Source organism: Klebsiella sp. YJ, assembly GCF_002108615.1.
GTDB classification, from domain to species: Bacteria; Pseudomonadota; Gammaproteobacteria; order Enterobacterales; family Enterobacteriaceae; genus Klebsiella; species Klebsiella planticola.
The window spans coordinates 83,454-108,228 of record NZ_MTEG01000004.1 but is presented as its reverse complement, the minus strand read 5'-3'; the positions used below and the strand labels follow the sequence as shown (position 1 = coordinate 108,228).

The 24,775-nt window shown below is 59.8% G+C and carries 22 protein-coding genes; 14 read left to right on the top strand and 8 right to left on the bottom strand.

Features of this window, described 5'->3' with window-relative positions; translation table 11 throughout:
- The first annotated feature begins 142 nt into the window (after positions 1 to 142).
- Entirely contained in the window at positions 143 to 1,861 is a 1,719-nt protein-coding gene (gene olsF, locus BV390_RS04655; RefSeq protein WP_032689305.1) for a bifunctional ornithine lipid synthase OlsF, read from the top strand.
- A 57-nt stretch (positions 1,862 to 1,918) separates the two neighbouring features.
- Here olsF and tauD read toward each other — a convergent pair whose 3' ends face one another.
- Genes tauD through tauA form a run of 4 tightly spaced genes read right to left on the bottom strand, consistent with a single transcriptional unit; the run spans position 1,919 to position 5,332 of the window.
- Positions 1,919 to 2,770 carry a taurine dioxygenase gene (gene tauD / locus BV390_RS04650; RefSeq protein WP_032696575.1) on the bottom strand — a complete coding sequence of 284 codons (852 nt, stop codon included), beginning with the start codon at positions 2,768 to 2,770 and terminating at the stop codon, positions 1,919 to 1,921.
- Positions 2,767 to 3,594, bottom strand: coding sequence for a taurine ABC transporter permease TauC (gene tauC, locus BV390_RS04645; RefSeq protein ID WP_032689306.1), 828 nt, complete (start codon positions 3,592 to 3,594; stop codon positions 2,767 to 2,769). Before tauC ends, tauD begins: the two co-directional genes overlap by 4 nt.
- A complete protein-coding gene (gene tauB / locus BV390_RS04640; RefSeq protein WP_085396650.1) occupies positions 3,591 to 4,358 on the bottom strand; it encodes a taurine ABC transporter ATP-binding subunit in 768 nt (255 codons plus the stop codon). Before tauB ends, tauC begins: the two co-directional genes overlap by 4 nt.
- Positions 4,359 to 4,369: 11 nt before the next feature.
- A complete protein-coding gene (tauA, locus tag BV390_RS04635) occupies positions 4,370 to 5,332 on the bottom strand; it encodes a taurine ABC transporter substrate-binding protein (protein WP_046853040.1) in 963 nt (320 codons plus the stop codon).
- A 300-nt stretch (positions 5,333 to 5,632) separates the two neighbouring features.
- Here tauA and BV390_RS04630 point away from each other — a divergent pair, with 300 nt between their 5' ends.
- The 6 genes from BV390_RS04630 (at position 5,633) to fbpC (ending at position 13,625) form a co-directional block, all read left to right on the top strand.
- A complete protein-coding gene (locus BV390_RS04630) occupies positions 5,633 to 6,262 on the top strand; it encodes a response regulator transcription factor (protein ID WP_032696630.1) in 630 nt (209 codons plus the stop codon).
- Entirely contained in the window at positions 6,262 to 7,803 is a 1,542-nt protein-coding gene (locus BV390_RS04625; protein WP_032689309.1) for an MASE1 domain-containing sensor histidine kinase, read from the top strand. The genes BV390_RS04630 and BV390_RS04625 overlap by 1 nt, the downstream gene beginning before the upstream one ends.
- A 253-nt stretch (positions 7,804 to 8,056) precedes the next feature.
- Positions 8,057 to 9,382 (top strand): MFS transporter family glucose-6-phosphate receptor UhpC, encoded by a 1,326-nt coding sequence (gene uhpC, locus BV390_RS04620; protein ID WP_255379241.1) that lies wholly within the window; start codon positions 8,057 to 8,059, stop codon positions 9,380 to 9,382.
- Positions 9,382 to 10,413, top strand: a complete 1,032-nt coding sequence (locus BV390_RS04615; protein WP_032696577.1) for an ABC transporter substrate-binding protein — start codon at positions 9,382 to 9,384, stop codon at positions 10,411 to 10,413. The genes uhpC and BV390_RS04615 overlap by 1 nt, the downstream gene beginning before the upstream one ends.
- Positions 10,414 to 10,488: 75 nt before the next feature.
- Positions 10,489 to 12,567 (top strand): ABC transporter permease, encoded by a 2,079-nt coding sequence (locus tag BV390_RS04610; protein WP_032696578.1) that lies wholly within the window; start codon positions 10,489 to 10,491, stop codon positions 12,565 to 12,567.
- Between the two features lie 11 nt (positions 12,568 to 12,578).
- Positions 12,579 to 13,625 carry a ferric ABC transporter ATP-binding protein gene (fbpC, locus tag BV390_RS04605; protein WP_032696579.1) on the top strand — a complete coding sequence of 349 codons (1,047 nt, stop codon included), beginning with the start codon at positions 12,579 to 12,581 and terminating at the stop codon, positions 13,623 to 13,625.
- 453 nt (positions 13,626 to 14,078) lie between these two features.
- On the opposite strand, the gene mmuM is transcribed toward fbpC, so the two are convergent.
- The gene (gene mmuM, locus BV390_RS04600) at positions 14,079 to 15,011 is read right to left on the bottom strand and encodes a homocysteine S-methyltransferase (RefSeq protein ID WP_085396649.1); all 933 of its coding nucleotides are present in this window, start codon (positions 15,009 to 15,011) and stop codon (positions 14,079 to 14,081) included.
- On the bottom strand, positions 14,998 to 16,404 hold the full coding sequence (gene mmuP / locus BV390_RS04595) for an S-methylmethionine permease (protein WP_032689315.1): 1,407 nt from the start codon (positions 16,402 to 16,404) through the stop codon (positions 14,998 to 15,000). Before mmuP ends, mmuM begins: the two co-directional genes overlap by 14 nt.
- 223 nt (positions 16,405 to 16,627) lie before the next feature.
- Between mmuP and eat the strand changes: the two genes are divergently transcribed.
- Genes eat through eutC form a run of 3 tightly spaced genes read left to right on the top strand, consistent with a single transcriptional unit; the run spans position 16,628 to position 20,181 of the window.
- The gene (gene eat, locus BV390_RS04590; RefSeq protein ID WP_032689316.1) at positions 16,628 to 18,007 is read left to right on the top strand and encodes an ethanolamine permease; all 1,380 of its coding nucleotides are present in this window, start codon (positions 16,628 to 16,630) and stop codon (positions 18,005 to 18,007) included.
- Positions 18,008 to 18,016: 9 nt separating this feature from the next.
- Entirely contained in the window at positions 18,017 to 19,405 is a 1,389-nt protein-coding gene (locus tag BV390_RS04585) for an ethanolamine ammonia-lyase subunit EutB (RefSeq protein ID WP_032689317.1), read from the top strand.
- Positions 19,402 to 20,181 (top strand): ethanolamine ammonia-lyase subunit EutC, encoded by a 780-nt coding sequence (gene eutC, locus BV390_RS04580; RefSeq protein WP_032689318.1) that lies wholly within the window; start codon positions 19,402 to 19,404, stop codon positions 20,179 to 20,181. The genes BV390_RS04585 and eutC overlap by 4 nt, the downstream gene beginning before the upstream one ends.
- A gap of 106 nt (positions 20,182 to 20,287) precedes the next feature.
- On the opposite strand, the gene BV390_RS30565 is transcribed toward eutC, so the two are convergent.
- On the bottom strand, positions 20,288 to 20,464 hold the full coding sequence (locus BV390_RS30565) for a hypothetical protein (protein ID WP_015585065.1): 177 nt from the start codon (positions 20,462 to 20,464) through the stop codon (positions 20,288 to 20,290).
- A gap of 250 nt (positions 20,465 to 20,714) precedes the next feature.
- Here BV390_RS30565 and BV390_RS04575 point away from each other — a divergent pair, with 250 nt between their 5' ends.
- From BV390_RS04575 to BV390_RS04560, 4 genes are read left to right on the top strand one after another with little or no spacing between them, the layout of a single operon-like run.
- Positions 20,715 to 21,524: an ABC transporter substrate-binding protein gene (locus BV390_RS04575; protein ID WP_032696582.1), complete on the top strand. Its 810-nt coding sequence runs from the start codon at positions 20,715 to 20,717 to the stop codon at positions 21,522 to 21,524.
- A 1-nt stretch (position 21,525) separates the two neighbouring features.
- A complete protein-coding gene (locus BV390_RS04570) occupies positions 21,526 to 22,344 on the top strand; it encodes an amino acid ABC transporter ATP-binding protein (protein ID WP_032696583.1) in 819 nt (272 codons plus the stop codon).
- Positions 22,341 to 23,093, top strand: coding sequence for an amino acid ABC transporter permease (locus BV390_RS04565; RefSeq protein ID WP_085396648.1), 753 nt, complete (start codon positions 22,341 to 22,343; stop codon positions 23,091 to 23,093). The genes BV390_RS04570 and BV390_RS04565 overlap by 4 nt, the downstream gene beginning before the upstream one ends.
- The gene (locus tag BV390_RS04560) at positions 23,083 to 23,787 is read left to right on the top strand and encodes an amino acid ABC transporter permease (RefSeq protein WP_046853047.1); all 705 of its coding nucleotides are present in this window, start codon (positions 23,083 to 23,085) and stop codon (positions 23,785 to 23,787) included. The genes BV390_RS04565 and BV390_RS04560 overlap by 11 nt, the downstream gene beginning before the upstream one ends.
- Here the strand turns inward: BV390_RS04560 and BV390_RS04555 are convergent.
- On the bottom strand, positions 23,747 to 24,655 hold the full coding sequence (locus BV390_RS04555; protein ID WP_032689327.1) for a LysR substrate-binding domain-containing protein: 909 nt from the start codon (positions 24,653 to 24,655) through the stop codon (positions 23,747 to 23,749). The two genes, BV390_RS04560 and BV390_RS04555, sit on opposite strands and share 41 nt — an antisense overlap.
- Between the last annotated feature and the right edge of the window lie 120 nt (positions 24,656 to 24,775).

The following is a 24,775-nucleotide window of genomic DNA, read 5'->3' as shown; positions in this document are numbered from 1 at the left end:
TTACCGGGGCTCCGGTAACCCGGGCCAGGCGCCAGCCGCAGCCGGGGCAATGGACTTGCGCCGGCCCCAAATCTTCACTCAACTGTAATCTGAGCGACATCTGCACCTTCTACTGTCTGGGCAGGACGGAGGAGGAAGCGCTATGTTTAGTCTCGACAATGTACTCGACGACCTGTGGCCTCAGGCGAGGCCTGCCCCCTGGCAAAAAAAACTACTCAAAAAATTACTCCATGAGGAGGAGTTTCAACAATTTGCCGCTCGCCATCGCCACCTGAAAGGGCTTGATACGGTCGAACAGGTGCTTGAACATCTCAATATCCGCTGCGCAATTCCGGCGCACGATCTGGAACAAATCCCTGAACACGGTCCGCTGGTGATCGTCGCTAACCACCCCACCGGCACGCTTGACGGCCTTGCGCTACTCTATGCCGTTTCCCGCGTGCGCCGCGATGTCAAAGTGGTGACTAACCGCCTGTTAACCCATCTTGAACCACTGAGCTCGCTGTTTATTCCCGTTGATAATATCAACGGCCGTACCGCCAAAACCGCGCTACAACAGATGGATCACCAGTTGCAGAACGGCGGCGTACTGATCTTTTTCCCGGCGGGAGAAGTCTCGCGCCTGACGCGCCGGGGGATCCGCGATAAAAAATGGCACTCTGGCTTTATCAAACTGGCAACCAGGTACCGCGCCCCGCTGCTCCCGGTATGGATCCGGGCGCACAACAGCGCGCTGTTTTATGCCAGCACTCTGCTCTCCGACAATCTTCCTCTGCTGCTGCTGATGCAGCAAATGTTCCGCCGGCGTAACAGCAGCCTGCCGATCGCTATCGGCCAACAAATTGCCTGGTCCTCATGGTACAGCGCGCAAACGTCTACGCGCGAACTGGCGGATCGCGTCTATCGTCACGTTGAGCGACTGGGCAAAGGGATGCCGGGGGGGTTTAAAACGGAAAGCGCAATTGCGCGTCCCGAGGATCGCGCCCTGCTTAAGCGCGAACTCAGCCAGGCGGAGTGCCTTGGGCGCACGGCAGATGGCAAAGTCATCTATCTGTGGCAGCGCGGCGGCAAGGAAGATGCGCCGCTGCTGCGCGAGCTGGGTCGCCTGCGCGAGATTGCCTTTCGCGCGGTCGGCGAAGGCAGCGGCAAACGCCGCGATGTCGACGGCTATGATGACGATTACCTGCACCTGATTCTGTGGGACGAAGAGGACCTGGAAATCGTCGGTGCCTATCGCTTTATGCCTACCGCCATGCAGCTGGAAAAACGCGGCCTGGAAGGGATCTATAGCTACAGCCTGTTTCACTACGATGCGCGGATGGAGGATATCCTCACCCACGGGATTGAACTGGGTCGGAGCTTTATTCAGCCGCGCTACTGGGGGCGTCGCGGGCTGGATTATCTGTGGTGCGGCATCGGGGCCTGGCTGGCGCGCTACCCGCACTATCGCTATCTGTTCGGCCCGGTCTCCATTTCCGGTGGCCTGCCGCCCGCGGCTCGCGATCTGTTGGTGGCATTCTACCGTCTGTGGTTCCCGGCGACGCATCCGCTGGCGGAATCCCGTCGCCCGTATCCTGCCTCACTGCCGGATGTGCTGGCGCAGTTTGGCGGGGAAGATTACAACGACGACCTGGCGCGGTTGAAATCCCTGCTCGGCAACCTCGGCTGCGCGATCCCGCCGCTGTATAAGCAGTACTCGGAAGTCTGCGAGCCGGGCGGCGTGCAGTTTATCGATTTCGGCAGCGACCCGGATTTCAACAACTGCGTGGATGGTCTGGTGCTGGTGGATTTGACCTATCTGAAGGCCAACCGCTATCAGCGCTATATTGGGGTACATCTGGACGCGCAAAAATCGGCATAAAAGCCTTTCCCGGCTTGCGGCGCGCTGCGTCTTAGCCGGGCTACAAGCTAATGTTGATTATCCTGCCCGATAATAGGGCTTATCCCCGAGAATCGTCGCCCGATGCATAATGCGCCGCTGCGGCAGGTAATCGGCGTTGGCGTAGTGCTGGGTGACGCGGTTATCCCAAATCGCCACGTCGTTCGGCTGCCAGCGCCAGCGTACCTGAAACTCCGGCTTCGTGACGTGGGCGAACAGGAAGCCGAGCAGCGCCTCGCTCTCTTTTTCCGTCACGTCGACAATGCGGGTGGTGAACCCCTCATTGACAAACAGCGCCTGTTTGCCGGTCACCGGATGGGTACGCACCACCGGGTGTAGCAGCGGCGGATTTTTGGCGACCGCCTCCAGCCAGCGCTGATGCTCCTCTTCGCTTTTGCGATATTTATACTCCTGGAACGATTTACGGAAATCATGCTCCGCGCGCAGGCCGCTTAACAGCTGGCGCAAAGGCTCAGAGAGCGCCTCATACGCCGCAATGCCGCTGGTCCACAGAGTATCGCCGCCGGTTGAAGGCAGCTCTTTTGCCGCGAGAATCGCCCCGGCAGGCGGCGTCGCAATAAAGGTAACATCGGTGTGCCAGTTATCGTTATCCGGCGGATTATCGTCGTGGGTATCGAGAACGATAATCTCATCAACGCCCGGCGCATGGGGATAAACCGGATGAATATGCAGGTCGCCAAAGCGCAGGGCAAGATCCCGCTGCTGCTCGGGGGTGATGTTCTGCTCGCGCAGGAACACCACCTGATGGCGCAGCACCGCGTGATACAGCTGCTCAAACTGGTTGTCGCTCAGCGGGCGGGTAATATCGACGCCGGAAACCTGCGCGCCAATATAGGGGCCCAGCGGGGTAATGCTTAAACGTTCGCTCATTGTACTTCTCCATGCCAGGGCGTCAGGCGCCGCTGCAACGCGCGCAGCCCCAGTTCCAGTAAAAAGGCGATGATCGCAATCACCGCGATGCCGGCCAGCACCACATCGGTGGCGAGAAACTCACCGGCGGACTGCACCATGAAACCTAATCCGCGGGTGGCGGCAATCAGTTCAGCGGCCACCAGCGTTGACCAGCCCACCCCGAGCCCGATACGCAGGCCGGTGAGAATTTCCGGTAATGCGCCGGGCAAAATCACCAGCCACAGCACCTGCGCCCGGCTGGCGCCTAATGCCTGCGCGGCGCGAATCCGTACCTGCTGGGCGCTTTTCACTCCCGCCAGCGTCGACATCACCACTGGCGCAAAAATCGCGAGATAAATCAGCAATATTTTTGGCGTTTCGCCAATGCCGAACCAAATGATCACCAGCGGCAACCAGGCCAGCGGCGGCACCGGTCGATACAGTTCGATCAGCGGATCGAGAATCCCGCGGATCGTCGGACTCAGGCCCATAGCGATCCCGACCGGCACGCCAAGGATCGTCGCCGCGACCAGGGCGATCGCGATCCGCGTCAGGCTCGCCGCCAGATGTTGCCAGAGCGTGGCATCCATAAAGCCCTGCGGACCGGCAATGGCGATCAGTTTCTGTAATACCTGCTGCGGCGGCGGAAGAAACAGCGGGCTAATCAGCTGCAGGGCCGTCACGCCCCACCAGACAACCAGCAGCACCGCCAGCGTGACGAAACTCAGCGTCAGCTGGCGGGAGAGCGGCCAGCGCCACTTCAGCGTCCGCGGCTGTGGTTTGTCATTAATCACCACGCTCATGAGAAGGCCTCCCGTTGTTCAAATACCCGGCTCAGGACATATTCACGCTGTGCGATAAACTGCGGGTCAGATTTAATGCTGCGGCAGGACTCGCCGGCGATAAAGCGGCGACCAAAATTCAGCGGCAGCCGCTCCAGCACCCGGCCCGGCCCCGGCGATAGCAGCACCAGTTCGGTGGCCATAAATACGGCCTCTTCAATGTCATGCGTAATCAGCAGTACCTGCTTGCCGGTCTCGTGCCACAGGTTAAGCAGCAGGGTTTGCATCTGCTCGCGGGTGAAGGCATCCAGCGCGCCAAACGGCTCGTCCAGCAACAGTAGCTGCGGGTTTGCCGCCAGCGCTCTGGCAATGCCGACCCGCTGGCGCTGGCCGCCGGAGAGCTGCCAGATAAAGCGCTTTTCCGCCCCTTCGAGTCCCACTCTCTTCAGCATCCGCGCCGCGGTTTCCCGGCGCGCGGCTTTATCCACACCCGCCAGCTGGAGTCCCAGCGCGACGTTATCCTGTACGTTGCGCCAGGGCAGCAGCCCTTCATGCTGAAAGACCACGCCGCGCTCGGCGCCCGGTCCTTCTACCCGCAGGCCTTCGAGGGTGATGCTGCCGTGCTGATAAGGCACGAATCCGGCAATCAGGTTCAGCAGCGTGGTTTTACCGCAGCCGGAGGGCCCCAGGACCACCAGCAGTTCGCCGCTGTCCAGCGTCAGGTTGATATCCGCCAGCGCCGGTTTACCGCCGTAGTCGGCGGAAAGATGCGAGATTTGCAGCATCGTGGCCTCCTTTACTTCACAAAACGGTCGGTTACGTACTGGCTGTAGTCGGTGCCGGCCGTCGGGACTTTACCCTGCTCTTTGAGGAACCTGGCGGTGTCGACGATCGCTTTATTCACCGGACCATTCAGCTCCTGAGCCTGCTGAGCGGCGGTCAGATAGGTATTGCCTTTTACCAGCCCCGGAACATCGGCATCCGGCACGCCGCTCAGGCGCGACAGCTTGCTGATATTATCCGCCTGCTTCAGCCACGCATCCGGGTTGGCAATGTACGGTTGCTGGGCATCGATCGCGCTTTTGGCAAAGGCTTTCACAATCTCAGGGTGTTTCTCGGCAAAATCTTTGCGTACCACCCAGACATCCAGCGTCGGCGCGCCCCACTCCCCCACCTGGGATGAGTCGGTCAGCACTTTGCCCTCTTTTTCCAGTTCGTTCACCGCCGGGGCCCAGACGTAGGCGCCGTCAATGTCTCCACGCTGCCAGGCGGCAATAATCGCCGGCGGCTGCAGGTTGATAATCTGCACCTGGCCCGGCTTAATGCCCCAGTGTTTGAGCGCCGACAGCAGGCTGTAATGGGTTGTGGAGATAAACGGTACCGCAATGCGTTTACCGATCAGGTCCTGCGGTTTGCTGATGCTCTTCTTCACTACCAGCGCTTCAGAGTTTCCGAGCTTTGACGCCAGCAGGAACACTTCAATCGGCACCTGCTGCGTGGCGGCAACCGCCAGCGGGCTGGAACCGAGGTTGCCGATTTGTACATCGCCGGAAGCCAGCGCCCGCACGATGCTCGAGCCACTATCGAATTTTCGCCAGTCAACGGTTGCGCCGCTCGCTTTGGCAAAGGTGTTGTCCGCCTGGGCGACTTTCGCCGGCTCTGCGGAAGTCTGATACGCCACGGTGACGTTGACCGCCTGGGCCTGGAATGCCGCCAGTGCCAGTGCGGTAATAAGTGTGATACGCGATGATAGTGCCATAGTGTCTGCTTCCCGTTGTTGTTATGGGTGCAGTATTTCCGGCGCGATGCATTTGATGAAGTAATTAAAAATTCTTGCTAAGAACAAAGCGTTTTTAGAAAAAAAGCGGCAATGGTTAGCTATTTCACTCATTACGGATAGCCTTCCCAGCCGGATGGCGGCGCAAGCGCCTTATCCGGTCTATAGCACCCGGCAAATTATTAAGATTTCGTTACATTCGTTACATATCCGCACCCCGGTGATTGCCAGCACAGCGGCGGCAGGCATCATACAATCATGATTCGCTAAGAGAGTATGAACATGATTCGTGTAGTGCTGGTCGATGACCATGTGGTGGTGCGTTCCGGTTTTGCGCAGCTACTCAGTCTCGAAGAGGATCTCGACATCGTTGGCCAGTTCAGCAGCGCGGCGGAAGCCTGGCCGGCGTTATTACGCGACGACGTCAACGTGGCGGTCATGGATATCGCTATGCCGGATGAAAACGGGCTGAGTCTGCTCAAGCGCCTGCGCACGCAAAAACCGCAGTTTCGCGCCATTATTCTCAGCATTTATGACACCCCGACTTTTGTACAGAGCGCGCTCGATGCAGGCGCCAGCGGCTATCTGACCAAGCGCTGCGGCCCGGAAGAGTTAGTTCAGGCGGTCCGCTCTGTCGGCATGGGCGGACACTACCTGTGCGCCGATGCGCTGCGGGCGCTGCGCGGCGGGGAACAACCGGCGAGGGTGCTGGAGGGACTCACCCCGCGTGAACGTGAAGTGTTTGATTTACTGGTCAAAGGCGATAGCGTAAAAGAAATTGCCTTCAAACTCGATCTCAGCCACAAAACGGTGCATGTCCATCGCGCCAACGTGCTGGGCAAATTGCACTGCCAAAGCACGATCGAACTGGTGCACTTCGCTCTCGACCACCAGCTGCTGGCAGGGCATTAATGTCGCGCAGCCTTCGCCACGGGGTCATTTCGCTGTTCATTGTGCTGGCCTGGGGAAGCGGCTGGCTGATGCTGTGGACGCTCGGCTTTTATCTGACCCATAACGGCCAGCAGGCGGCGCTGTTCCTGCCGCACGGCGTCTATCTGGCGCTGCTGATCCTGCTTTCGCGCCGCTACTGGCCCGCGCTGGTGATCCCCCCGCTGCTGATACTGCTCTGGCTGCGCAGCGAACAGCTGCTGAACGGCTATATTCTGCTGGCCGCGCCGTTGATTAGCCTGCTCCCTGCCGCTCTCGCCCAACAGTGCTGGCATCGTTTTCCCCTCTACTGGCAGCGGCTGACGCTGCTGCTGGCCACGGTGACCGCCAGCGCATTACTCAACACTGCCCTGCTCTCGTCGTTTGTCAAAAGTCCGGCGATGATGCTCGGCCTGGCCTCGTTTACCGGCGGCGTGCTGCTGACGCCGTTTGTCTATCTGATTTTTGAATTCCTGCGCCAGCAGCACCGCTACCACCTGCTGGGGCTGGATACCAACAATCCGCCCTTGCGCACTTCGTTAATCATCTGGTGCAGCCTGTTCTTTATTATCGGCATCGGCACCCAGATGGTGCTGTCGCCGGAAATCGAGCGCCTGCTGTTAATTATGGTGTTTCTGCCCAACGTGGTCATGGCGTGGAAGTTCGGCTGGCAGGGCGGCGTCCTCTCCGGCCTGCTGGGCAGCATGATGATCACCATCGCCCGCCAGGTTGGCGTCGGATTCAGCAATCTGGTGGAGCTGGAAATTTTTCTGGCGACTCAGGCGCTGCTCGGCATCGGGCTGGGCATTGCCATCAGCCGCCAGCAGCACCTGGCGCAAAACCTGCATCACTATCGCCAGCGGCTGGAAACGGAGCTGGCGGCGCGACGGGCGCTGACCGAAAAGCTGATCCACACCGAAGAAGACACCCGCAAAAGCCTGGCGCGCGAACTGCACGACGAAATCGGCCAGAACATCACCGCCATTCAGATCCAGTCGCAGCTGGTGAAACGGGCGCGCGATCCGGCGCAAACCCAGGCCGCCGCCAGCCAGATTAACGAGCTCGCGCGGCGTATTCACCACTCCACCCGCCAGCTGCTGCGCCAGCTGCGCCCCCCGGCCCTGGACGAACTGTCGTTTAAAGAGGCGCTACACCATCTGCTCAATGAGTTTGCCTTTGCCGAGCGCGGTATCCGCTGCCATTTTGACTATCAGCTTACCGCCACCCCGGCGAGCGAAACGGTGCGTTTTACCCTCTATCGGTTGCTGCAGGAGTTGCTCAATAACGTCTGTAAACACGCCGATGCCAGCGAGGTCGCCATTACCCTGTTTCAGCAGGGTGAGTGGCTGCGCCTGGAAGTGAAGGATAACGGTATCGGTATCAGCCCGGACAAAATTACCGGATTCGGTATTCAGGGCATGCGCGAGCGGGTCAGCGCCCTGGGCGGCGAGCTGACGCTGGAATCGCAGCGCGGAACGTGGGTAATTGTTAACCTGCCCACAAATTTGCAACAAACGGCCTGCTAACCAGGAAAAAGTCTTAGCCACTCCGGACTTTCTCTCATCCCTTTTCAAGTTCACTTCTCTATAACCTAAATAATTCGAGTTGCAGGAGGTAGCAAGTGAGCAACAAATTCGTCGGGAACGAATTTGACCAGCCGAAGGCTGGCCTCCGGTGAGAGGCAGGAGTCTCTCATTAATCCCCAGGAGCTTACATAAGTAAGTGACTGGGGTGAGTAAGTGCAGCTAACGCACATGCAACTTGAAGTATGACGGTTATATAGTCAGCAAAACGGAGACGGCTATGTACGCACGCTCAGCAACTGACATCAACCAACATTACCGGACGCTGCGTCCACAGCTGCTGATGTACATGGTGATCGGCTATGCCGCGTTTTACCTGACGCGCAAAAGCGTCAACTACGTGCTGCCAGCGCTGCAAACGGATCTGGGGCTGGATAAAGGCGATATCGGCCTGCTGGGGTCGCTGTTTTACCTGACCTATGGCCTGTCGAAGTTTACCGCCGGGCTGTGGCACGACTGCCACGGGCAGCGCTGGTTTATGGGCGTTGGCCTGTTCACTACCGGCCTGCTGAACGTGGTCTTCGCCTTTGGCGAGTCGCTGACGCTGCTGCTGGCGGTCTGGTCGCTGAACGGATTTTTCCAGGGCTGGGGCTGGCCCCCCTGCGCCCGCCTGCTGACCCACTGGTATTCGCGCAACGAACGCGGTTTCTGGTGGGGGTGCTGGAATATGTCGATCAATATCGGTGGGGCGATTATCCCTCTGATTAGCGCCTTTGCCGCCCACTGGTGGGGCTGGCAGTCGGCGATGCTGACACCGGGGATTATCAGCATGGCGTTGGGGATCTGGTTAACGCTGCAGCTGAAAGGGACGCCTCAGGAAGAGGGACTGCCGTCAGTTGGCGCCTGGCGTCAGGATCCGCTGGAGCTGCGCCAGGAGCAGCAAAGCCCGCCGATGGGGCTATGGCAGATGTTGCGTACCACGATGTTGCAGAACTCAATGATCTGGCTGCTGGGCGTCTCTTACGTGCTGGTCTACCTGATCCGCATTGCGCTCAACGACTGGGGCAACATCTGGCTGACGGAGAGCCACGGCGTCAATTTGCTCAGCGCCAATGCCACGGTCATGTTATTTGAAGCGGGCGGACTGCTTGGCGCGCTGTTCGCCGGTTGGGGCTCGGATCTGCTGTTCAGCGGCCAGCGGGCGCCGATGATTTTGCTGTTCACGCTGGGGCTGATGGTCTCCGTCGCCGCCCTCTGGCTGGCCCCGGTGCATCACTACGCGCTGCTGGCGGTCTGTTTCTTTACGGTGGGCTTCTTCGTTTTTGGCCCGCAAATGTTGATTGGCCTCGCCGCGGTGGAGTGCGGACACAAAGCGGCGGCGGGTTCGATTACGGGTTTTCTCGGCCTGTTCGCCTATCTGGGGGCAGCGCTGGCGGGCTGGCCTCTGTCGCTGGTCATTGAACGCTACGGCTGGCCGGGCATGTTCAGTTTGCTTTCGGTCGCCGCGGTACTGATGGGTTTATTACTGATGCCGCTGCTGATGGCGAGCATGACTACCTCTGCTGCTCAAAGGATAAAATAATGAAAAAAACGCTGGTCACTACCCTGATTGCTTCCGGCATTGCGCTGGCGACGCTAAGCGGCGCGGCGCACGCCAAAGGTCGACTGGTGGTCTATTGCAGCGCCACCAACGAAATGTGTGAAGCCGAAACCAAAGCCTTCGGCGACAAATATGATGTCAAAACCTCGTTTATTCGCAACGGTTCCGGCAGCACGCTGGCGAAGGTCGATGCCGAGAAGAAAAACCCGCAGGCCGATGTCTGGTACGGCGGTACCCTCGATCCGCAGTCCCAGGCCGGTGAAATGGGCCTGCTGCAACCCTATAAGTCGCCGAATCTTACGCAGGTGATGGAGCAGTTCCGCGATCCGGCGAAGCTGAAAGGCAACTACTCTTCGGCGGTGTACGTCGGCATCCTCGGCTTCGGCGTCAATACCCAGCGCCTGAAAGAGAAAAATCTGCCGGTGCCAAAATGCTGGAAGGATCTGACCAAACCGGAATACAAAGGCGAAATCCAGATCGCCGACCCGCAAAGCTCCGGCACCGCCTATACCGCGCTGGCGACCTTCGCCCAGCTGTGGGGAGAAGATCAGGCCTTTGATTACCTGAAACAGCTCAACGCCAACGTCTCTCAGTACACCAAATCCGGTATCGCCCCGGCGCGTAACGCCGCCCGCGGTGAAACGGCCATTGGCATCGGCTTCCTGCACGACTACTCGCTGGAAAAAGAACAGGGCGCACCGCTGGAGCTGATCTCCCCCTGCGAAGGCACCGGCTATGAAATTGGCGGCGTCAGCATTCTGAAGGGCGCGCGCAACCTCGACAACGCCAAACTGTTTGTCGACTGGGTGCTGTCGAAAGAGGCCCAGGAGCTGGCGTGGAAAAAAGGCAAGTCTTATCAGATCCTGACCAACACCACCGCCGAAACCTCGCCGAACTCGCTGAAGCTCGACGACCTGAAGCTCATCAACTACGACATGGATAAATACGGCTCAACGGACGTGCGTAAAGCGCTGATCAATAAATGGGTCAGCGAAGTGAAGATGGGCAAATAAGCCCACTCTTGCGGTTAATGCCGGGCGGCGGCTTCGCCTGACCCGGCCTTCAACTTCCTCAACACCGGAACCGCTATGTCACACACACTTGCACTCCATCCCGTGAAAAAACGGGATGCGATATTCCTTTGGGTTTTATTCGGCTGGCTGGCGTTCGCCCTGCTGCCGAGCTGGAGCCTGGATTACGGTCTGCTGGAGTCCACGAGCGATGAAATCCTCGCGGCCTACGGCTGGTCACAGTTCAATATCAGCTGGCTCTGGTATCTGTTGCCGAGCCTGCTGCTGATTCGTCCCTGGCAGGAAGCCGCGCGGGAGCAGCGCAGCCGCCACTACCTCGACGCGGGCTGGGCGTTATTATGCATGGCGTTTATCGTCATCAGCGCCACCGTTGAAGGTCGTGGGTTAGGCTACGCCACCATCGTGCTGTTTGCCGCGCTGGGCGCCATCATGACGCTGGCGCTCACCCGCCTTGAATGGCTGGGCGGCGACCGCTTTGTGATTGGTTCGCTGGTCACCATCGTGGCGTTAATTGGCGTCTTTATCGTCTGGCCGAGCATCGCTATTTTCATCCCGATGTTCACCAACGACGCCGGCGAGTTTGCCCCGCTGGCGTTTATGACCGTGCTGTCGCAGGCGCATATTGTCCAGGTGATCCTCAACTCCATCGCCCTGTCGATTGCGGTAGGTATCGGCTGCACTTTCTTCGGTCTGGTACTGGCGATTTACACCACCCGCATCGCCAGGCGCAGCGCCGTTATTGGTCGGATCTTCTCGATTCTGCCCATCGTCACCCCGCCGTTCGTCGTCGGCCTCGGCGTAACCCTGATGATGGGCCGTTCCGGCTATGTCACCGAGTTTATGGTGGAGTGGTTCGGCTTAACCAACACCAACTGGCTGTACGGGTTTACCGGCATCTGGCTGGCGCAGGTGCTGGCCTTCACTCCCATGGCGTTTATGATCCTCGACGGGGCGATTAAGACTATCCATCCGTCGCTGGAGGAGGCGTCGTACACCCTGCGCGCCAGCCGCTGGCAGACCTTTAACGGCGTCTTCGTCCCGCTGCTGAAGCCGGCGCTGGCGAACGCGTTTTTAATCGTCATCGTCCAGTCGCTGGCCGACTTCAGCAACCCGCTGGTGCTCGGCGGCAACTTCGACGTGCTGGCAACGCAGATCTACTTCTACATCACCGGTTCGCAGCTCGATTATCAGGCGGCGAGTACGCTGGGCGCGTTCCTGCTGCTGTTCTCCCTGCTGGTGTTCTGTATTCAGTATATGTGGATCGGCAAGCGCTCCTACGTCACGGTCTCCGGTAAGTCCTATCGCGGCGACGTGCAGCCGCTGCCGGTGACCCTGGTGTGGAGCGTGATCGCCATTCTGGCGGTGTGGGTAGCCTTCAACGCCCTGCTCTACGGCAGCATTTTCTACGGCAGCTTTACCGTCAACTGGGGCGTGGACTACACCCTGACGCTGGATAATTTTATCAAGTTGTTCGGCCAGGGAATGAGCGACGGGGCGTGGCCTTCACTGCTCGACACCCTGCTGTACGCCGGGATCGCCGCGCCGATTACCGCCGCTTTCGGCCTGCTGATCGCCTGGGTTGTGGTGCGCCAGCAGTTTAAAGGTAAAAAGACCATCGAGTTCACCACCATGCTGTGCTTCGCGGTGCCGGGCACCGTGGCGGGCGTCTCCTATATTCTCGCCTTTAACAGCGCGCCGGTGTACCTCACCGGAACGGCGGCGATTGTGATTATGTCGATGGTGATGCGTAACGTGCCGGTTGGCATTCGGGCAGGCATTGCCGGTTTAGGCCAGATCGACAAATCGCTGGATGAAGCCTCGCTCAGCCTGCGCGCCGGAAGCCTACGCACCATTACGCATATTCTGCTGCCGCTGCTGCGCCCGGCGATCCTCTCGGCGCTGATCTACAGCTTTGTGCGCGCCATTACCACCGTCAGCGCCATTGTGTTCCTCGTGACCCCGGACACCCGCGTCGCGACCGCCTATATCCTTAACCGGGTGGAAGACGGCGAATACGGCGTGGCGATCGCCTACGGATCGATTCTGATCGTAGTGATGCTGGCGATTATTTTCATCTTTGACTGGCTGATCGGGGAAGCGCGTATCTCCCGGTCAAAAGCCAAAAACCAGGCATAATGGAGCGCACTATGAGTCAGAAAAATTTTGTTGAGCTGCGCAATGTCACCAAGCAATTCGGCAGCAACAGGGTTATCGACAATATCAATCTCACCATTCCGCAGGGGCAAATGGTGACGCTGCTCGGCCCTTCCGGCTGCGGCAAAACGACCATTCTGCGCCTGGTGGCCGGGCTGGAAAAACCGAGCGAAGGGCAGATTTTCATTGATGGCGAGGACGTTACCCATCGCTCGATTCAGCAGCGCGACATCTGCATGGTGTTTCAGTCTTACGCCCTGTTTCCGCACATGTCGCTGGGGGATAACGTCGGCTACGGTCTGAAGATGCTTGGCGTGTCGCGCAGCGACGTGAAAGCGCGGGTGAAAGAGGCGCTGGCGATGGTGGATCTGGAAGGATTTGAAGACCGCTATGTCGATCAGATCTCCGGCGGTCAGCAGCAGCGCGTAGCGCTGGCGCGCGCCCTGATCCTCAAGCCGAAGGTGCTGCTGTTTGACGAACCGCTGAGCAACCTCGACGCCAACCTCAGGCGCAGCATGCGCGATAAGATCCGCGAGCTGCAAAAGCAGTTTGATATCACCTCGCTGTACGTGACCCACGATCAGAGCGAAGCCTTTGCGGTTTCCGATACCGTGCTGGTGATGAACAAGGGCCATATCATGCAGATCGGCTCGCCACAGGATCTTTACCGCCAGCCCGCGTCGCGCTTTATGGCGAGCTTTATGGGCGACGCCAACCTGTTCCCGGCCGCCTTCAGCGAGGATTTTGTCGATATTTATGGCTATCGGCTGCCAAGACCGCTGCATTTCGCCGCCGAGGGCGAAGGCAGCGTCGGCGTACGTCCGGAGGCGATTACCTTGAGCGATCGCGGCGAGGAGAGCCAGCGCTGTACCATCCGCCACGTGGCCTATATGGGGCCGCAGTATGAGGTGACGGTGGAGTGGCACGGGCAGGAAATCTTGCTGCAGGTGAACGCGACGCGGCTACAGCCGGATGTCGGCGAGCAGTATTACCTCGAAATCCACCCATACGGGATGTTTGTATTAGCCGATGCGGCGTAACTGACGCCGGGTGGCGGCTTGCGCCTTACCCGGCCTACGGTTCGTGTACTACGGCTCGTGTACCTTGTAGGCCGGGTAAGCGCAGCGCCCCCGGCCTAAGGTTTTGCAACCCGATTACCTTGAAATCCACCCGTAGCGAATGCTTGTACTGGCCGATGCGGCGTAACTGATGCCGGGTGGCGGCTTACGCCTTACCCGGCCTTCGGTTCGTGTACCTTGCAGGTCGGGTAAGCGCAGCGCCCCCGGCCCAAGGTTTTGCAACCCGATTACCTTGAATACACCCGTAGCGGATGCTTGTGCTGGCCGATGCGGCGTAACTGATGCCGGGTGGCGGCTTACGCCTTACCCGGCCTACGGTTCGTGTAGCTTGCAGATCGAGTAAGCACAGCGCCCCCGCACCTGGAGGTCGGATACCTTGTAGGCCGGGTAAGCGCAGCGCCACCCGGCAGCCACTCAGCGCTGCGCGTTCAACTCCGCAATATCCTTCGGCGTCGTCCGGCAGCAGCCGCCAATCAGCTTCGCCCCTGCGGCCTGCCACTGCGGCAAGTAACCCGCCAGGGTGGCGCAGGCTTCACCATGGTGATGCCAGGTTTTGGTCACCGGGTCATAATGCTCACCGGAGTTAGGGTAAACCACCAGCGGCAGCGCCGTCAGGCTATACAGATGCTCCAGCGCGGCGGTGGTGTCTTCCAGCGCGATACAGTTAATTCCCAGCGCCACAATCTGCGGGTAGTTCGCCAGTATGGAAATCACTTCTCGCAGCGGGGTTCCGTCGCTGAGATGCTGCGCATCGCGCAGGGTAAACGAGAACCACGCCCGCGCACGAGGATAGGTACTCAACAGCTCCACCAGCGCCTTAATCTCGGTAAAGTTGGGCATGGTTTCGCAGGCCAGCAGATCGGCCCCGGCGTCGAGCAGCGCTTCCACCCGCGGGCGGTGGAACGCCTGAAACTCTTCGCGGCTCCGGACATAATCGCCACGATACTCCGAACCGTCCGCCAGGAACGCGCCGTACGGCCCGACCGAACCGGCAACCAGCAGCGTGCCCGCCTGCGGGTTCTCCGCCAGATAGGCTTCCCGCGCCTTCCGCGCCAGTTCAACGCTTTTACCGATCAGCGCCTTCGACTGCGCTTCATCCAGCCCGCGGGCGGCAAACCCCGCCGGGGTAGCCTGATAGCTGGCGGTAATAGCGACCTGCGCGCCGGCGCGAAAGTAATCCAGATGGACTTCGCGGATAAGTTCCGGGTTGTCGACCAGCACTTTTGCCGACCACAGGCTGTCGGCGAGATTGCAGCCGCGCGCTTCCAGCTCCGTCGCCATCGCGCCGTCCAGCAAGATAAAGGGCCGGGTGTCCAGGATGGCGGTTAACGGATTATTCTGCGACATGTTGAGGCTCCTGGGTCAATGCCCGTGAACGAGTCAGATAGTACGCACCATAACACAGGGCGACGAACGGAATCCCGCACCACAGCGCAATTCTCTGGCTGGGGTCAAAGGCAAGACCAACGCAGGCCACCAGACACAAAATAAAGCCCAGCACCGGCACCAGCGGGTACCACGGGGCGCGATAGTGCAGTTCGCTCAGCGCTTTCCCCTGCTGGAGGTGGCGGCGACGGAACATAAAGTGCGATGCGCAGATGCTTAGCCAGACCGCCACCACCGCAAAGCCGGAGATAGCCGACAGCGCGACAAAGACCGTATCCGGCGCCACCACGCTGGAAAACAGCGCCAGTACGCCGCCCAGCATACTGACCGACAGGGCGATCAGCGGCACGCCGTTGTTGTTCACTTTGGCAAAACAGGCCGGTAGCGTCTTTTCATTCGACAGCGACCACAGCATCCGCCCGGAAGCATACAGCCCGGAGTTCGCCGCCGAGAGAATGGCCGTGAGGATCACAAAGTTAAAAATATCCGCCGCATAGGGGATCCCCACCTTTTCGAACACCAGCACAAACGGGCTTTTTTCCACCCCCGCCTGCTGCATCGGGATCAGCGCCGCCAGCACAAAAACGGTGCCGATAAAAAAGATAATCAGTCGCGCGATGGTCGTGCGGATAGCGACCGGGATGACCTGATGCGGATTTTGCGTCTCACCGGCGGCAATCCCGATAAGCTCAGTACCGGAGAAGGCGAAATTCACCGCCACCATGGTCATCAGAATCGGCAATCCACCGTGGGGGAACCAACCTTCGGCGGTGATGTTGTGCAGACCCGGCGCCGGTGAACCATCCTGCATAGGAATAAAGCCAAAGATGGCGGCACCGCCAAGAATAATAAAGGCAATGATGGTGACGACTTTCACCAGCGAAAACCAGAATTCACCTTCGGCGAAGAAGCGTGTGGAGATGACGTTAAGGCCAAAGATCAGCGCGCAAAACAGTACGCACCAGATCCACACCGGCACCTGCGGAAACCAGTACTGCATGCAAAACCCGGCGGCGGTAAAACTTGAACCCAGCGCCACCGTCCAGGTCAGCCAGTAGAGCCACGCCACGGTATAACCGGTCGCCGGACCGAGATAGCGTGCGGCATAAACGTGAAAAGCGCCGGTTTCCGGCATCGCCACCGACAGCTCGCCCAGACACTGCATCACCAGCCAGACCACCAGCGCGCCGATCAGATAGGCCAGCAGCGTACCCGCGGCGCCGGTGGTGGAGATGATATAACCGGTATTAAAAAATAACCCTGTACCAATGACGCCACCCAGCGACAGCATAATCAGATGACGTGTCTTCATGGTGCGCTTTAACTGCCCACCTTGTTGTTGTGTTGTTTGCATATTACCTTCTAAACGTATGGACATCTAAACATCCAAAGAAGGTCTGTTATACCCTGCCGATGGCGAAAAAGCAAAGCGTGCTGCACCATCCCGTCGCGCGATTGCCCCGCCTCTTGCCCCATTTTTGTTCATCTTGTGCCGCCGGGTGAAGCGCTGACGCCAGCCCTGTCCTGGCATCTTCTTTGCAGCGTCCTGCGTATCTTCATCTGGCGAGGCAGCGAATATGACAGGGCACACCACGACATTAAAAAGAACGCTCGGCAGTTTCCGTTTATGGGGGATCGCCGTCGGGCTGGTCATCTCCGGTGAATATTTTGGCTGGAGCTACGGCTGGTCACAGGCCGGGACCCTGGGCTTTATGATTGTGGCGCTGGCGATTGCCGCCATGTACTGCGCCTTTATCTTTAGCTTTACCGAGCTGACCACCGCCATTCCGCATGCGGGCGGGCCATTCGCTTACGCCTACCGCGCATTCGGTCCGACCGGTGGCTTTATTGCCGGTTTCGCCACCCTGATTGAGTTTGTCTTTGCCCCTCCGGCGATTGCCATGGCGATCGGCGCCTATCTTAACGTCCAGTTCCCGGCGCTGGACCCCAAATGGGTCGCCTGCGGCGCCTACGTTATCTTTATGACGCTGAACATCCTCGGCGTCGGCATTGCCGCCACCTTCGAACTGATCGTCACCCTGCTGGCGATTTTCGAACTGCTGGTGTTTATGGGCGTGGTGGCGCCGGGCTTCTCATGGAGCCACTTTACCGCCAACGGCTGGGCAGGCGCAGAGAGTTTCAGCGGCCTGGCGCTGCCGGGCATGTTTGCCGCGATCCCCTTTGCTATCTGGTTCTTTCTGGCCATTGAAGGCGCATCGATGGCGGCCGAAGAGGCAAAAGATCCGCAGCGTACCATCCCACGCGCGCTGGGCGGCGGTATTCTGACCCTCACCGTGCTGGCCATTGGCGTGATGGTGTTTGCCGGCGGCGTTGGCGACTGGCGCACCCTGGCCAACATCAACGACCCGCTGCCGCAGGCGATGAAAATGGTGGTCGGCACCAGCAGCGGCTGGCTGCATATGCTGGTGTGGCTGGGTCTGTTCGGTCTGGTGGCCTCGTTTCACGGCATCATCATGGGCTATTCCCGGCAGATCTACTCGCTGGCGCGGGCGGGCTATCTCCCTGCCGGTCTTGCCACCCTCAACCGTCGAACCCGCACGCCGCATCTGGCGATCCTCGCCGGCGGCGTGGTTGGCGTGGCCGCGATTTTCTCCGACTCGCTGATTACCATCAGCGGGATGCCGCTGACCGCCTGTATCGTCACAATGTCGGTATTTGGCGCTATTGTTATGTATATCACCTCGATGGCGGCGCTGTTTAAGCTGCGCCGCAGCGAGCCAAATTTGATTCGTCCGTTCCGCGCGCCGCTCTACCCGTGGGCACCGGCGTTCGCCCTGGCGATGGCGGTACTCTGTCTGGTGGCGATGGTCTGGTACAACCCGCTGCTGGCGCTGATTTTCGCAGCGATGATGCTGGGAGGCTATCTGTGGTTTCGCAAAACCGCCTCCTCCCGCGAACGCGCGCCGGCGGACCCACAGCTGCGCATTGTCTCCTGAGGAGGCGGCATGTATAAAACCACGCTATCGGGCCAGGTCTGGCGCTTTGATAGTCTGAAAACGCTGATGGCGAAAGCGTCGCCGGCGCGATCCGGCGATGCGCTGGCGGGCGTGATCGCCGATAGCGCCGAGGAGCGTATGGCGGCAAAAATCGCGCTGGCGGATGTCCCGCTGAGCGAAATTCTGGCCAATCCTCTCATCCCCTATGAACAGGATGAGGTCACCCGGCTGATTATCGACACCCACGATAGCGGTGGATTCGCCGCTATTCGCCACCTGACGGTCGGGGATTTTCGCGACTGGCTGCTGGATGACGCCACCGATACCGCCACCCTACAACGAGTCGCGCGGGCGATAACGCCGGAAATGGCGGCGGCGGTGAGCAAACTGATGCGCAATCAGGATCTGATCCTCGCCGCCAGCAAGTGCCAGGTCATAACTCGTTTTCGCAATACGATCGGGCTACCGGGACATCTTAGCGTGCGCCTGCAGCCTAATCACCCGACGGATGACATGAAGGGCATTGCTGCCAGTATGCTTGACGGCCTGCTGTACGGCGCGGGCGATGCGGTGATCGGCATTAACCCGGCAAGCGACAGCCTGCCGGTGCTGGCGCAGCTCAACCATATGCTCGACGATATTATTCAGCGCTTCGCCATCCCCACCCAGTCCTGCATTCTGACCCACGTCACCAACACCCTGCAGCTGATTGAGCGCGGCGCGCCGGTCGATCTGGTGTTCCAGTCGGTGGCAGGGACCGAGGCGGCCAACAGCGGTTTTGGTATTAATCTGGCCTTACTGCAGGAAGCGCGTGAGGCGGCGCTAAGCCTTAATCGCGGCACCCTCGGCAACAACGTGATGTATTTCGAGACCGGCCAGGGCAGCGCGCTTTCCGCCAACGCCCATCACGGCGTCGATCAGCAGACCTGCGAAGCGCGCGCCTATGCCGTTGCCCGCCATTTTGATCCGCTGCTGGTCAATACGGTGGTCGGTTTTATCGGCCCGGAGTATCTCTACGACGGTAAGCAGATCATCCGCGCCGGTCTGGAGGATCACTTCTGCGGCAAGTTGATGGGGCTGCCGATCGGCTGCGACGTCTGCTACACCAACCACGCCGAAGCGGATCAGGATGATATGGATACGCTGCTGACCCTGCTGTGTACCGCCGGACTGACTTTCTTAATCGGCGTGCCGGGCGCGGACGATATTATGCTCAACTATCAGAGCACCTCCTTTCACGATGCGCTGTACGCCCGTCGTCTGCTCGGCCTGAAACACGCCCCCGAGTTTGCCGCCTGGCTGACAAAAATGCGCATTATCGATCCGGATGGCACCCTGCGTCTGACCGATGCCCGCCATCCGCTGCTGTCCGTCCTGCCGCAAGGAGAACCGGTATGAATCCCCCCGACGCCTGGAACCCGCTGCGTGAATTTACCGATGCGCGCATTGCGCTGGGGCGCAGCGGCGCCAGCCTGCCCACGCGCGAAGTGCTCAACTTTGGTCTGGCTCATGCCAGAGCCCGGGACGCGATTCACCGGCCGTTTGACAGCGAACAGCTGGAACCGGAGCTGGCGGCAATGGGGCTCTCCTCGCTCACGGTCCACAGCGCCGCCGGCGATCGGCATATTTACCTTAACCGTCCGGATCTCGGGCGCCGACTGGATGAGGCCAGCCGCGCCGATCTCGCCGCCAGCGGCGTGCGGCCGGCGGATCTGCTGCTGGTGATTGGCGACGGGCTCTCCTCGTATGCCGTGCATCGTCAGGCTCTGCCGCTGATTCGCGCGCTGCTGCCCTATCTGCACACGCTGGGCATCAGCCTTGCGCCGGTCGTGCTTGCCCATCAGTCCCGAGTGGCGTTAGGGGATGATATTGGCGAAACGCTGAAGGCCAGGGCGGTGGCGATATTAATCGGCGAGCGGCCGGGGCTCTCTTCACCGGATAGCCTTGGCGTCTATCTGACCTGGCAACCGCATCGTCAACGGCTGGAGTCGGAGCGTAACTGTATTTCGAATATTCGCCCGGACGGGCTGAGCTATGATGCCGCCGCCTTTAAGCTGGCGTGGCTGCTGGAGCAGGCTTTTTTACGTCGTCTGACCGGCGTACGTCTTAAGGATGAGAGCGATAACCCGGCGCTGCATGGCAGGGTAAAACCGCTGGGGATGCAACAGATTTAAAGCCGCTGGAGGCTGCGGCATGGCATCCCGCTCGCCGCAACCTCCAGCAGCCTCGCGCTACACAAAGCACACCTCGTTCCAGTAGGCTTCACGCGTCCAGCGTCGCTCAGTATGTCTTATCATGACGGAACCACCGTGTTTCAACATTGCCGATATCCACGCCGTAAAGGCTGGCGACTGGCAATATTGCCTCCATCATTCGTTGGGTATCCTGCTGCCCGGCTTCACCGTTAGATAAAAAAGCCAGCCAGCGCGTTAATCGTTGCCATAGTGCTACTTTCATTTTTCCTCCGTCGGGAAGCGATTTGCCTGACCGTATTTCAACCACAGATGGCGCAAGCCTGGAAATATCAATTCCGGGTTTTCAATCCCGGAAGGCGCATATTGCCCCGCCGGTCACGTCGGGGAATACCCATGCATTCTCTAAGTTCTTTTTTGATATAGATAAGAACTTTTTCTTCTTTGCCGGAGACGGTCGGTTTGTGGGAGCGTGATAAGCACAAAACAAAAACAGGGATTCAGGGGAAATAATCATGCGCATTGCAAAAACGAAAATCGCGCTGGCGCTGGGCATTCTGGCGCTGACCGCACAGGCTCAGGCAGACCAGCTGGCGGATATCAAAGCCGCCGGCGTGGTGAAAGTCGCCACCTTCGACGCCAACCCGCCGTTTGGTTCCGTCGACCCGAAAACCCACCAGCTGGTGGGTTATGATGTCGATTTCGCCCAGGCGCTGGCAAAATCGCTTGGGGTAAAACTGGAGCTGGTAGCCACCAACCCGGCCAACCGGATTCCGCTGCTGCAATCCGGGAAGGCCGACCTGATCGTCGCCGATATCACCATCACCCCGGAACGCGCACAGGTCATTGATTTTTCTACACCGTATTTTGTCACCGGCCAGCAGTTCCTCGTCCCGGCAAAATCAGCGGACCAGCTCGACAGCTACAGCAAAGCGCGGATCGGCGCGGTCAAAGGCACTACCGGCGAACAGGCGCTGCATCAGCGTTTCCCGCAGTCGCGCGTGCTCTCCTATGACGATATTCCGCTGGCGCTGACCGCCCTGCGTAACGGCAACGTCCAGGCCATCACCCAGGACAGCACCATTCTCGCTGGCCTGCTGGCAGAGGCGCCGGACAAAGCTAACTTTAAAATCATCCCCGATTTGCTGAGCAAAGAGGAGATCGGCGTTGGCGTCAAGAAAGGCGAACCGGCGCTGCTGAAAGCGGTCAATGACGAGCTGGTCAAGCTGGAAAAATCGGGCCAGGCCGCCAAAATCTATGATGTCTGGTTTGGCCCTGCCACCAAAACTCCACAGCCGCGTGCGTTTACCATAGAAGCTAAATAATATGTTATCGGGTCTGTTTTCACGCTCCGCGGCTTCGTCCGCGGATTTTTCGCATTTGCAGCGCGCCAGTATAGAATTTCGCCAGGCGGCAAAACGCTACGGCGACCATCAGGTGCTCAACGGCATCAATCTGCAGGTCGAACCCGGGGAAGTAGTGGCGATCCTCGGGCCGTCAGGATCGGGGAAATCAACGCTGATCCGCCTGATCAATCAGCTCGAATCCCTCAGCGCAGGCGAGATTCTGATCGACGGCAAACCCACTCGCCATCTTACGGACAGTGCGCTGCGTCAGCTACGCAGCCGCGTGGGTTTTGTTTTCCAGCAGTTCAACCTCTATGCCCATCTGACGGCGCAGGAAAATATCACCCTGGCGCTGGAGCGCGTGCACGGCTGGGAAAAAACCGCCGCGCATGAACGCGCGTTGGCGCTGCTGCAACAGGTCGGGCTGGAGGATAAAGCCCGCCAGATGCCGTCCCAGCTCTCCGGCGGCCAGCAGCAGCGCGTGGCCATTGCCCGCGCCCTCGCCTCGTCGCCACAAATTATTCTTTTCGATGAACCCACCTCGGCGCTCGATCCGGAAATGATCGGCGAAGTGTTGCTGGTCATGAAGAAGCTGGCGCACAGCGGCATTACCATGGTAGTCGTGACGCATGAGATGCAGTTCGCGCGCGAAATTGCCGACCGGGTGGTGTTTATCGACGGCGGCGATATTCTCGAAGTGGCGCCGCCGGCGGACTTTTTCGCCCGGCCACAGCACGACCGCACGCGGCGTTTTCTGCAAAAGGTGCTCAATCCGCTGCACCAGGAGAGTCTCGAGTGAACCCGGTTCTCGACTGGCACGGCGTCCTGAGCGGGCAGCCGCTGCAGTGGATCATCTCCGGCTTTCTGACCACTGTGTGGGTCAGCGTCGCCGGGATAATACTGGCGACCGTGCTGGCCGTTGTGCTGCTGGCGCTGCGCTTAGGCGGCGGTAAAGCGGGCCGCGGGCTGGTGGCCTGCTGGGTCTCGCTGTTTCGCAATACGCCGCTGCTGGTACAGCTGCTGTTCTGGTATTTCGCCGCCTGGAACCTGCTGCCGCTGGCGGCGCGGGATTTCATCAATGACGACCACGCCTGGTCCATTCTGCCGGGTAACGTCTGGTGGCTGACCCCGGAGTTTCTCTGCTCGATGTGGGGACTGGGGGTGTTTACCTCGGCGTTTCTGGTAGAAGAGATCGCCTCCGGGCTGCGCGCCGTCAGCCACGGTCAGCGCGAAGCCGCTCTTGCGCAAGGTTTTACGCCATGGGGCGAACTGCGTCATATTCTGCTGCCGCAGGGGCTGGCGAACGCCTGGCAACCGATCATCGGCCAGTATCTGAACCTGATGAAGCTCTCGTCGCTGGCCAGCGGCATCGGCTTTGCCGAACTGACCTACCAGGTACGACAAATCGAAAGCTATAACGCCCACGCGCTGGAGGCCTTCGCCGTCGGCACGGTGCTGTATCTGGCGCTTGGGGTGGTGATGGGGATGGCGCTGGCGCGTCTTGGCCCGGACAAAACCCAGCACAGGAGCGCGCAGCATGAACGCTAATCTGGCGGTGATCGCCGATAACCTCGATTACCTGCTGTGGGGACGGCTGGCGGATGGCATTCCCGGCGGCGTGGCGTTGACCCTGATGATGGCGCTCGGCGCCGCGGCGCTGGCGCTTCCTCTCGGCATTCTGCTGGCAGGCGCCGCCTGGCGTTATGGCGGGCTGGTGCGCCGACTGCTGTTCCTGTGGGCGGAGCTGATTCGCGGTATTCCGCTTATTTTCGTCATTTTTTGGCTGTGGTATCTGCTGCCGATGCTCACCGGGAGCGACCTGCCGGGGGCGGTGACGGTCACCCTGGCGCTGGCGTGGTTTACCGCCGCCTCGGTGATGCATTCGGTGCTGGCGGGGCTGCAGTCGTTGTCCGCCGGGCAGTTTGAAGCGGCGCGAACCCAGGGATTTTCTGCCGGGCAAGCGCTGCGTTTCATCCTGCTGCCGCAGGCGCTGCGCAACGTGCAGCCGTCGCTGGTGGGGATTTTTATCAATCTGCTGAAAGACACCTCGCTGGCGTTTATCGTCAACGTGCCGGAGCTCACCACCGTCGCCGGCCAGGTGAACAACCGGGTGCAGATCTACCCGCTAGCGATTTTCGTTTTCACCGGCGCGGTCTATTACCTGCTGTGCTGCGGCCTGAGCCTGCTGGCAAACCGCCGCTTTACCAGGCGTAACGCTGACAGGCGCTACGCAGGCGGGTAAGAAACTGCTGCGCGTTCGCGGTCAATGCCGATTTCTGCGACCACACGGCGCAATACTGCGCCGCCGGCAGCGAGGAAACCGGCAGGGTCACCAGCTTATCCCCGAGCTGGAGCGGGTGACTCATGGCCCGGGCGACAATGGTCAGATAATCCGATTCCAGCACCATGTTGAGTCCGGTGATCACCGAGTCCGTACGCAGCGGGGTGATCGCCACCTGGCGATAAAAATGAATCAGCTCGTTTTGCAGCTGCTGGTAGTAGCCCATCGGCGACTCCGGCAGCAACCATTTCGCCCGCCGTAAGGCCATCAAATCGCTTTCATTCGCCAGCGGATGCCCTTTACGCGCCACCACGCAGAACGGCGCGGTAAACAGCGGCTCGATCATCACCCCTTCCGGCGGCCGCATCGGGTCCACCGAACCGATCGCCAGATCGATTTCGCCGCTGCGCACCCCGGGCAACAGGGAAGAGAGCTGCCCCTCTTTTAGCGTCAGCAGCATCTGCGGCAACGCCTGCTTAAACCCCTCCGCCACCGCCGGAAACACCGTCAGCGCGATCAGCGATGAAAAGCCTATCGTCAGGCGGCCGTGGGTCACCTGATTAATTTGTTCAACCTCGTCCGCCGCCCGGCGCAACTCCTCCAGCACCCACTCCGCGCGCTGCGAAAACGCGCTGCCCGCTTCGGTGAGCGTGATCCCCTCTTTACTGCGCAGCAAAAGTTGCGTGCCGAGGGTCTGCTCCAGCTCACGCAACGTCCGGCTGAGCGCCGGCTGCGACTGGCCCAGTTCTCGTGCCGCCGAACGGATGCTGCCGCTGCGCGCCACCTGCCTTAGCGCCTGCAGATGGCTCACTTTTGGGAGATATTTCACCGCCAGCCCCTATCAGAAAAAAGCATCACCTATAGAAAAATTATATCTTCCCGCCGTTGCAGTAAAGCCCCAGGATGCGGATGGGGTCTCCCGCACACACAACACACTCATGAGACAAAA